Origin of the sequence: Brachybacterium tyrofermentans (assembly GCF_039526165.1) — a bacterium.
Classification (GTDB): domain Bacteria; phylum Actinomycetota; class Actinomycetes; order Actinomycetales; family Dermabacteraceae; genus Brachybacterium; species Brachybacterium tyrofermentans.
On the sequence record NZ_BAAAIR010000097.1, the window covers coordinates 1 to 9,926 of the forward strand.

Annotated in this window: 11 protein-coding genes; 1 reads left to right on the forward strand and 10 read right to left on the reverse strand. The window is 68.4% G+C overall.

Features of this window, described 5'->3' with window-relative positions; genetic code table 11:
• Nucleotides 1–190: 190 nt before the first annotated feature.
• The 3 genes from ABD093_RS18625 to ABD093_RS18635 form a co-directional block, all read right to left on the reverse strand.
• Nucleotides 191–400: a hypothetical protein gene (locus tag ABD093_RS18625; RefSeq protein ID WP_343926407.1), complete on the reverse strand. Its 210-nt coding sequence runs from the start codon at nucleotides 398–400 to the stop codon at nucleotides 191–193.
• A 27-nt stretch (nucleotides 401–427) separates the two neighbouring features.
• Nucleotides 428–697 (reverse strand): hypothetical protein, encoded by a 270-nt coding sequence (locus ABD093_RS18630; RefSeq protein ID WP_343926409.1) that lies wholly within the window; start codon nucleotides 695–697, stop codon nucleotides 428–430.
• A 100-nt stretch (nucleotides 698–797) separates the two neighbouring features.
• Complete coding sequence (locus ABD093_RS18635) at nucleotides 798–1,379, reverse strand: hypothetical protein (RefSeq protein ID WP_343926411.1); 582 nt, start codon at nucleotides 1,377–1,379, stop codon at nucleotides 798–800.
• Nucleotides 1,380–1,557: 178 nt separating this feature from the next.
• Between ABD093_RS18635 and mobF the strand changes: the two genes are divergently transcribed.
• A complete protein-coding gene (mobF, locus tag ABD093_RS18640; RefSeq protein ID WP_343926413.1) occupies nucleotides 1,558–5,547 on the forward strand; it encodes a MobF family relaxase in 3,990 nt (1,329 codons plus the stop codon).
• Between the two features lie 64 nt (nucleotides 5,548–5,611).
• On the opposite strand, the gene ABD093_RS18645 is transcribed toward mobF, so the two are convergent.
• The 7 genes from ABD093_RS18645 to ABD093_RS18675 form a co-directional block, all read right to left on the reverse strand.
• Entirely contained in the window at nucleotides 5,612–6,100 is a 489-nt protein-coding gene (locus ABD093_RS18645) for a hypothetical protein (protein ID WP_343926415.1), read from the reverse strand.
• A 1-nt stretch (nucleotide 6,101) separates the two neighbouring features.
• The gene (locus ABD093_RS18650) at nucleotides 6,102–6,653 is read right to left on the reverse strand and encodes a hypothetical protein (protein ID WP_343926417.1); all 552 of its coding nucleotides are present in this window, start codon (nucleotides 6,651–6,653) and stop codon (nucleotides 6,102–6,104) included.
• A complete protein-coding gene (locus ABD093_RS18655; RefSeq protein ID WP_343926419.1) occupies nucleotides 6,650–7,252 on the reverse strand; it encodes a hypothetical protein in 603 nt (200 codons plus the stop codon). Before ABD093_RS18655 ends, ABD093_RS18650 begins: the two co-directional genes overlap by 4 nt.
• Nucleotides 7,253–7,329: 77 nt before the next feature.
• Entirely contained in the window at nucleotides 7,330–7,626 is a 297-nt protein-coding gene (locus tag ABD093_RS18660) for a hypothetical protein (protein WP_343926421.1), read from the reverse strand.
• A 68-nt stretch (nucleotides 7,627–7,694) separates the two neighbouring features.
• A complete protein-coding gene (locus tag ABD093_RS18665; RefSeq protein ID WP_343926423.1) occupies nucleotides 7,695–8,378 on the reverse strand; it encodes a hypothetical protein in 684 nt (227 codons plus the stop codon).
• Between the two features lie 14 nt (nucleotides 8,379–8,392).
• Nucleotides 8,393–9,550, reverse strand: coding sequence for an ArdC-like ssDNA-binding domain-containing protein (locus tag ABD093_RS18670; RefSeq protein ID WP_343926427.1), 1,158 nt, complete (start codon nucleotides 9,548–9,550; stop codon nucleotides 8,393–8,395).
• Nucleotides 9,550–9,684: a hypothetical protein gene (locus ABD093_RS18675; RefSeq protein ID WP_343926425.1), complete on the reverse strand. Its 135-nt coding sequence runs from the start codon at nucleotides 9,682–9,684 to the stop codon at nucleotides 9,550–9,552. The genes ABD093_RS18670 and ABD093_RS18675 overlap by 1 nt, the downstream gene beginning before the upstream one ends.
• Nucleotides 9,685–9,926 lie beyond the last annotated feature (242 nt).

Below are 9,926 nucleotides of genomic sequence, written 5' to 3' on the forward strand. Positions count from 1 at the left end.
ACCCCGTATTATTCCAGGTCAGGAGCACCTTTCTCTAAGCCGTCCGCCGGTCGGGACCACACCCCCATGAAATCCCGAGGTTAGATGCAGCAGCACCGCGCAGCCGCATCGCCCTGTGACCCCCACGCAGTGACCCCCGTCCTCGAGTTCGAGGGCGGGGGTCACTTCTGTCTGGAGCGGACGGCGGGGGTCAGATGTACATCGCGACCGCCGTTGCCGCGATGAGCACGGGGACGCCGAGCACGCCTCCCCCGAGGAACACTCCGAGCGCTTTGAGTAGCCGGTGCCGGCGCGCGAACAACGCCGTCGCACAGGTGGCCACCAAGAGGCCTCCGCTCATCACCAACATGGTCACGAAGAAGACGATCATGCCGGTATCGCTGAACCCGTCGCCGCTCATCTGCCCAACCTACCTTCCTACTCTCGTTCAGCCCCGAGCCTCATCGGTGAGGCTCTGGCCTACGTCCATCGCGGCGAGCATCAGCAGCTCGTCCAGGAGCACATCGAAGCCGATCGAGTACTCGTGGCCCTCATCGCTGTAGAGCGTCACGGGCGCGCTGCCCTGGTACGCCCGGGCCGCGTCGGAGCCGGCCGAGCCGCGCACAGCGTCGTGCACGGTGACGAACGCGGACAGGTCCGGGTGGGGTCCGATCTCCTCCTCGACACGTTGAATCTGGGTCCTCAGCTCGTCTCGCATGCTGACACTCCTTCGTCGTCGCTCTTCGTCTCCAGCAGCTCCAGGAGGTCTCCCTGGCGCGGATCGACCCCCTCAGTGATGGGCTCCGAGTCGTCGGTGCTCATGCGGACTCCTGGTCATAGAACGGCCACCACCGACTACTCAGGTCGTCATCATCAATCCACATCAGGATCGCCCTCAGACAATCCGAGCAGTACCCGACGAACCAGGTCCCCGTCCCCTCCGGCAAGGACCGCTGATAGGCGCTCAGCATGTGTGCCCCCCGGCCCGCCGTGATGCAGTCCTCCAGCTCCAGCAGCTCGTTTGCCTGGCTTGCGTTCTCCGGGGCCGGCTCATCGAAGGCGAGGCCCCACTCATCCATGAGGTAGTCGATCGCTTCGTCCTCGTTCACGTCGAGCCACCGCCGCATCAGGGGGTAGTCCAGCGCAGCGGGGCGGGGGGTGACCACCGCCGGATCCACGCCCTCCCACATGACCTCCGAGAGAAACGCTGCCCCATCCGCGCGACCCCTCTGGACAGCAGACCGGCCCGCTCCCAGAAGCGTCATCCAGTCCACCTCGTACGGTCGCCCCTCCAGCTCGATCTTCCGTCCCCGATCCAGATACTTCCTCTGCTTGCCCATCGCTGTCTCCTCCTCGTTGTCCTTACCCTCGACAAGCCACGCCGCCACGACAGCTGCCACCGCAGCCGCCGCCCCCGCACCCAACCCCGTCGCCGTTCCTCGACACCCCATCGCTGTTCCCCGATCCCCCGTCGCCGTTCCTCGACACCCCTACAAGCCCCCACGTCGCCTACCATCCTCCTCAACATCTAATGCTATGCACGTAAGCACTACGTGGTTGGTGCGCTACGCTGGCCGCATGCGCGGAGGAGTTCAGGTCTGGCGACGTGGCGTTGACGGCCACGGAATCCGCCATGCCACCGCCTACGCCCTCCAGGGCGGCTGCGACGCCGCCGAGGTCGAGCAGCAGGTCTCCGCCGGCGCAGACGCGGCCGTCGCGTACGGCCCCGATGACGCCCCCACCGTGGTCCGCCACACCGCCGGTGCCGAGGGCATCCAGCGCGATCGCCTCGACGCCGAGCAGCTGCGCGCGTGGATCGACGGCGCGGATCCCGAGACCGGCGAGCAGCGCGGCCGGGCGATGACTTCCCCGGACGCACACCTGCTCTACGACGCGACGATCAACGCGCCCAAGTCGTACTCCCTCGCCGCCGTGCTCCACCCCGAGCTGCGCGAGGAGTTCGACGCGCTCATGGACCGCGTGACCGACGAGACCGTCACCGCGTGGAGCGATGAGCTGTCCACCCGCCGAGGGGCCGGCGGGAAGCAGCGGATCGGCCTCGCGCAGATCGAGGTGGTCGAGCTGGACCACGAGCGCTCCCGGTCGCTGGACCCTCACGCGCACCGCCACCTCTGGCTGAACGCGAAGGTTCAGGGCGAGGACGGCAAGTGGTCCAACGTGGACTCACAGCAGGTGTTCCGCCACCAGGTTCTCGTCAACGCGCGCGGCGAGCTGGCCGCCCGCACCGATCAGCGCTGGAGGGACGCGCTGGCAAAGCACGGCTACTCCCTCAACGATGACGGAGAGATCGCGGAGCTGTCTCACGTTGTGGAACCGATGAGTAAGCGGGCCGCCCAGATCACCCGCAACAAGGGCCGCTTCGAGAAGGAGTGGCGGACCGCGAATCCCGGCGAGGAGCCCTCCCCGCGACTCATCGAATCGTGGGACCGTCAGGCATGGGCACTGGACCGGGCGCAGAAGCCCGACGATCTGGACGAGGCCCAGTGGCGCGATCAGGTGCGCCGCGAGATTGCCGACGTGGACCCCGCCGTTCTGCTCCCCCGTGACCCCTCCCCGGTGACCCCGCGCGGAGCGCACGAGGTGGACCGTGAACAGCTCACCGCATACGCCCTGGGATGGACCGATCAGCGGGCCGTCCGCTCGCAGGGCCGGTTCTCCCGCGTGGACCTCCGAGCCGGCGCGACGATGGCCGTCGCCCAGGCTCAGCTCACCGAGGACCCGGCCGAGCTGGCACGGCTGATCGGTGAGGTCGAGACTCGAGCCCTGGCCGACTGCGAGTCCCTGGCACCGGCCGACGTTCGAGGCCCCGAGGACGTGAAGTCCTTCCGCCTGACCTCGGTCGGTCAGGTGCGCGCGACGATCACCGAGCGGGCCGCCGTCAGGGCCGCGATCGGTGACGCCACCCCGGCACCGTTGGAGGCGATCGGCGCGGCCGTCAAGACCGTGGACGCCGAGCGGGCCACCGCCGGCGAGGACCCCGTGCAGCTGGACGATCGCCAGATCGAGGCAGCACGGGCCGTGGCCGGCAGCTCCCCGCTGGTGGCCATCGAGGGACCGGCCGGCGCGGGCAAGACCACGATGCTCACCGTGGCCGAGCGCGCCGTGGCCGCCGAGGGCAGCCGCATGCTCACCGTCGCGCCCACGATGAAGGCCGCGCAGGTCGCCCAGGCCGAGATCGGCGCGGACGGCTCCAGCCTCCACGCCCTGCTGTACCAGCACGGCTACCGCTGGCACACCGAGAAGTCCGGGCAGACGACGTGGGGCCGGATCTCCAGTGGCGACACCGACAATGACGGCTCGATCTACTACGGACCCTCCCAGGCCGCGCAGCTCGCCGCCGGCGATCTGATCGTGTGCGACGAGGCCGGCATGGTGGACGTGGACGCGATGAGCGCCCTACTGACCGTCGCTGACGACACCGGCGCGCGTCTCGCCCTGGTCGGAGACCCCAACCAAGTCCGCCCGGTGGGGCACTCCGGCGCGATGGCTCTAGTACAGGCGCAGCTCCCCGACGAGGCCCGCGTGGACCTGTACGCGATCCACCGTTTCCGCCGCGAGGACGACCCCCGCGAGGCCGACACCGCCTATGCCGAGATCTCCCGCGACCTCCGCACCGCGGGCACCCCGGAGAAGGCGCACGAGGTGGCCCTGTGGCTCCAGCAGCATGGCCACGTGGCCCAGCTCAGCGACACGGACGCGCAGACCGAGCAGGCAGCCGCAGCGTGGATGACCGCGAATGGCGCCGGGGAGTCCATCGCCGTGATGGCGAGCGACAACGATGTGGTCGAGGCGATCAACCAGGCCGTCCAGGAGTCCCGGATCGAGGCGGGGCAGCTCGACACCACAACGATGGCAGCCGGCCGCGACGGAGCCGTGCTGCATGTCGGAGACGTGGTGACCACCCGCCGGAACCACCGCAGCGATGGCTACTCCGTCGCCAACCGCGAGAACTGGACGGTCCGCGAGCTGGCCGAGGACGGGACCGTGACCCTCTCCGGTGGTATCGACCAGCGCACCGAGAAGATCCCCGCCGAGTACGCCGCTGAGCACGTCACTCTCGGGTACGCCAGCACGATCCATGGTGCGCAGGGCGTCACCGCCCGCCGCGCCGTGACCGTCGTCTCTGAGGGCACGACCGCTGCTCAGCTGTACGTGGGGATGAGTCGCGGGAAGCTGCACAACCGTGCTCTCGTTGCCGGCAGTGACGAGACCGCCGTGCTCACTCAGATCAGCGACGCGATGCTCCGGGAGCGTAACGACCTCACTGACGATCAGCTCCGCGAGCTGGTCAAGACCGATCTGGACCGCGCCGGCATCGACGCCGAGGCCGAGCAGGCACCCGCCCCCGGTACGTGGCGCGATAAGTCCCGCCCGTTCGGGGATCTGCTGGAGCCGGCTATCACCCACGACCGCCTCACTCGCCGCCGGGACAAGCTCACCGCCGAGGTCCGCGAGCAGGAGAACCGCCGGCACGTCCTCACCGAGAAGCTGGAGGTCGAGATCCTGCCGGCCGTGGCCGTCGCCAAGCGTGACCAGGCCGACGAGCTGACCGTGCTCACCGCCGAGAAGCGCCGCGACACCGCGAAGCGCCAGCTCGAAGAGATCGACGGGACGATGGAGAAGTCCCGCGAACAGCTTGGCCGCACCGATAAGCACCTCTCCGCTCTGGCTGACGAGATCGAGACCCGGACCGTCATGGACCCCGAGCAGGCACGCGGCGAGCAGCACGAGCGCGAGGGCGCGGCGATTCACCAGCCCGCCAAGCCCACCGACAAGCTGCGCCGGCCCTTCGGTCAAGCGCTCAGCCTCCAGCAGGAACAGCAGCGCATCCGGGCTGAGCGGGACCAGGCACGTCTCACGATCGACCGCACCTCCGCCCAGCAGGACAGCGCCGGCTCCCGCGCCGACGAGGCCCGCCGCGAGGCGCACGAGGCCGCCGAGGCGGTGCGTCTGGCTCAGCAGCAGCTCGACACCACCAGCGACCAGCTCACCACTGACAAGGCCGCCACGATCCGAACCGACCTGACCGCGCTGCACCAGGCGCGCGAGGCGGCCGGCTCCGCTGGGATGCTTCGCCGTCGCTCCGCCGAGCGCGCCGCCACCGAGGCAGAGCAGCGTTTCATCGCCGCGCACGGGGCAGTGCCCGAGCTGGCCGAGACGGACTCGTGGATTCACGCCCGAGCCACCGAGGCCGCCCAGGAAGCCCTGTCCAGCACCGGACTCCCCACCAAGGTCCAGCAGGCCAAAGAGCACGCCTCGACAGCGCAGCAGCAGTTCAAGAAGGCCGACCGTACCGAGGCCGGCCTCGCACAGACCATCCGCGCTGCACGCCTGGATATCAAGGATCTGGACGCCCAGGACGGCGAGCTGCACCACGAGGCCACGGTGCGCCGGCAGATGCCCAAGGACGCCGCCACGGCCGAGCAGAACCAGCGCGGAGCCCGCTACCGCCGCGCCACCACCAGCCAGCAGCCCCGGACCCCGCAGACGGCCCGCCCGGAGATGGACGAGGACCGCGCGCAGAAGCCGGCACGGCCCACCCGCTGACACCCCCACAGCGCACAGAAAGGAGGCCAGGGCGATTGCCCTGGCCTCCTTGTCGTGCGGTCTGTCAGGCGACGTTCTCGCTCGCGTCGTCGCTCTGCGCACCAGCCGCCAGCAGCTCCGGGAACGCCGGCAGCTCGAACTCTCGATTGTCGATCCACCACCGCGAGGTAGCGATCATCCGCGCCGGCGTCAGGACCTCCGAGTCGAACCACTCCTCGTCGTGCTCCTCGCTGGTGACGTAGAGGTCATACAGGCCCGCCAGCACTTCCCCCCGGAGAGTGCGCGCCCATTCCTGTTGCTTCTCCGACCCGGACAGGGGAAGCAGCCCGTCGCGCTTTTCCTGCACGGCGACCTTCTCCAGTTCCTCGGCACGCTCCTGCTCGCGCTCCTTGGAAATCTTCTTGGTGCCCTTGCCCTTGTAGCACTCGAAACAATCGCGCTTTTCGAGCCACTTCGCATATCCGGCGCGCTGGTCGATCCGCTTCTGGGAAAGATCCATTTCGCCGCTATGCCCACAGGCATAGTCGATGTTCCACACCTTGGGAATGCTCATGTCACCGCTCCTTCGTGAAGTCAACGAACACGACATTCAGCGGCCCACCGGTACGGCCCTTCTCGATATGGTTCCGCACGGCGAGATCCACGCGGGCGTCCTCCGCCATCGTGACCTCACTGGACTCTCCCCCCTCAGCGATCGAGCGTGCCCACTCCTGGAGCCGATCGGCGTGGTGCTCCGAGGGCGTGCACCGCTGGGAACCAGTCATCGAGGACAGCTCCGCGCGCGCCCACGACCAATACCGCTGCCAGTCCACCGCCCCAGTCCCCGGCTGCATCTCGTGATAGAGCGTGTCGTACGCATCGCGCAGCGACCCGAGCAGCTGGACCATCGCCCCATGCTGTTCCCAGCACGGCAGGACCACGCTGGAGGGCAGTGCCCACTCCGTGACGATCTGCCCCACCCACAGGCGCAGCCGGCCGATCTCCTCGCCCCACTCATGGATCGACAGCCCCAGCCAGTCCACCGGTGCCGGCAGCTCTGCCACCGCCGGCTCCTCGGTCTGGTCGATCTCCATTTCCAGATCCTCGAACCCCTCGTTGTCACTCATCCCAGCAACCACCCTTCGTATGTCTGCCACGACGGCGCACCACCAAGCGGTGCGCCACCTGAGACCAGTTCCGGTCTCTGCCTTACTGCTTCGACAAGCCGCTCCACCACGACACGATGCGCCGGGAACCGTGCCCCGAGCGCATCCACGACCGGCCACGGGGACGTATCCGCCGCGATCGTCAGATAGGCCCGCACCACCGCTTCCTCATCCAAGGAACCGGCCACGGTCCGTGCCGCGTCGTCATATCCCGCGTCCGTGAGCAGGTCGGGCAGATCCTCGATCACCTCAGCCGCCTCGACCTGCTCGACCTGTTGGCGCAGCAGCCGGCGCAGCAGCGCCGTCACCGTCGCCTGGCTCGCACTCTCGCCGTCCTCGAGAACGTCGATCACGTCATCGAGTCGCCACAGATCCACGTCACGCACGATCAGGCACCGCCACTGCCCACAAACAGCCAGCACCCGCTGTACGAATGGGTACAGCTTTTCGAGGTGTTCGAAGTTCGCGCGAGCGTTCAGCTCACGGTGCCGGTGACCCCACCGGGTAGTGGGCAGCTCGATCCACGACTCCGCCCCGGCGATGCTGTCCGTCTCGTGCAACGCCTCGGCCGGGAGGGCAGGATGCCCGTCGTCATCGACCAGGCCTGCACCCTCGCGTATCCACCATCGAGTGCTCATCAAGTCCGCCGTTCGTGCTTCTCGCAGGCCAGGCGCAGCAGTCGCCGCATCACGGCTTCGTAGCCTATGTTCCGCCACCGGCCCGCGTCGTAGGCCCTGTGCATGGCCTCGTGGTGAGGCCGGCACAGCGCCACCAGATCCTTGTGCAGCTCCTCGCCCATCCGGTCATAGGTCAGGTGGTGCAGGTCGTCCCAGTCCTCATCCCCGCACACCGCGCAGCCGACCGGCTGCCCGGTCACGTACTCCTGGTGAGCGATCCAGTTCTCCCGCCGGATACGCCAGGCCGCCGAAGCCATGTACGAGGCGTACTGGCTCCGGCGGCGTGCCCGCTTCTGACCCACAACAGCGTGAGCCCGAACTCTCCTCATCGGCTCGGCCGGGGCGCTGCCCGTCGCAGCGACTCCCCCGGCTCCTCATCCCTGATCCCGGCCGGCACCTGCCGCTCCATCCGCGCCTGATTGCGTTCCCGCACACCGTCGCGCTTGCGTAGCCGCTGCTCCTCGTGCGCATGGATACGCGGATCGGGAACCACCCGGTACTCCTGCTCAATCCCGGCCACAGCCTTCTTCATGTCCTCACGCCGCGACGTTCCATCTGGCGCAGCCTCGGCACGCTCGGAGAACAGCGACCGTGCTTGGGCCACGGTGATGGTCTCCTTCACCACCGGCGACCACTCCCCGACCGCAGGGGCACGATCCGCCGGCGTCCGACCCGCTGCCCGCTCGGACTGCTCCAGCCCATCGAGCACCGCTGCCCTGGCGCCACTCATCTCCGGGCCGCTGACGTACAAGGTCTGTGCTGCCTCCCGGACGGAGAGACGTACGTTCTGCTCATCGACCAGATACGTCGCCGGCCCGTCGTCACGGCCCAGCGCCACCGTCACCTGCTGCTCGGGATCATCTAGCCCCGCGCGTCCCAGCGTCACGCGAGGCGGCTCCTCATCGAGGACCGCCCCCCGGACCTCCAGAACGGACTGCGCGGGACCAGCCCACGCACTCCACCGTGCCTCCAGCGCGTCTCGCTGTTCGCTACTTCCCTGCTCGCTCATCGCCATGTCCTTCCTCAGTGTCGAGCCCGCACCGTGGGGCGCGGGCCGTCATCGACCGGTGATTCCTCGCGGATCTTCGCCGGTGCCTGGGCTTCCATCCGCAGGGCGTTACGCACCCGCCGGTCCGTAGTGTTCTGCGCTGGTGCATCGGCTGCCGGCCCGTCCTCCTTCGGCGGTGCCCCGGTCCCCAGGTCCGTCCCGACCGGCATTCGATCCACCGTGCCGTTGACGGCCTTCATCACCCGATCGGCTGCATTGACCGTCATCTCGGCCGCCCTGCTCGGGTCGGCCTTCGTGTGATCGAACGTCCAGCCGGCGGCGTAGGCATCCGAGGACGCCGAGGTGTCCATGCCGTGCAGCCCCGCGATGACGTGCGCGAAAGTCTCCGCCTCGAACTCCATCTGCCCCAGGTGCGAGGACTTGTTGAGCATGTCCTCACTGCCCGAGGGCGAATGGAGCTTGATGTGCCCCAGCTCGTGCAGCAACGTGGAGACCTGTTCGTTCTCCGGCCGGCTCGCATCGAACGTGACTTCCTTGGTGGAGAAGTTCGTCGTGCCCTCCGCCCCGACCGACCCGTCAGCAGTGCCGTTCAGCCGGTAGCCCTCACGACCGATCTCCGCCTCCACTGCCTCGCGCAGCCCCTCCGGGACCACGCCCGGTGCCAACGGCTCCCACTTAGGCAGCGCCGGAATATCCGGCCCCTCCGTCTGGGAAATGTCGAACACCGTTGCCGGCTTCACGCCGACCATCTTGGACTCCACCTTCTCGCCCGGATTGGCCCGCTCACGCGGAGCGAGCCGCCGCCACGAGTCCTGATTGCTCGGCGTCGCAGACGCGAACCGCGCCGTGACCGGGGAGAGGATCTGATAGCCCTTCTCCCCCTTCTGCACCTGCCGACCCATCGCCTGAAACTGCTTGTACCCGGCGATCATGCTCGGCTGCTCGGGCCGCTGCGCGGGATCTTCCTGGGCCTGACACCGTGCCTCCCACTGCTGGAAGATCAACATCGCATTGCGCGGGGACCGGCCCCGGAACTGCGCCGCGAACTCCACGAGCTCGCGTGCTTCCGGGCCGGTCGCGATCGCCGCAACGCGATCGGCCATGCCCTCGGTCAGCTCCTCGACCCGGCTAGCTCGCTCGGCCAGATACTCCTCACGTGACTGTTTCGCCATCACAGCTCACCCTTCACGGTCTCGTCACTCGCTTCTGCCACGGCCGGCTCCGGGAGCCCCGGATCTTTCCGCGCACTGTCCTTGCCCTGCTTCTTCTTCGCGTAGCGCCTAAACGCCGGCTCCAGCTCTGCCACGATCAGAGGCTTCGTCGCCTCGACCACGCACGCCAGACCCCGGCGCATCTTTTCGATCTGGGCCTTCTCCAACACGTTCTCTACGTGATCGGAGTAGGACCGTCCTGGCCCTTCGCCGCGCCGGCCGCTGCTCACCGACTCCCGAACAAGAGTCCGGGTGGGTCAAGTCCCAGGTAGTGGTGTAGCGATCCTTCGATGAGGGGTCAGGCTGTCAGTGCGGGCAGGGCATCGGCGTTCACCTC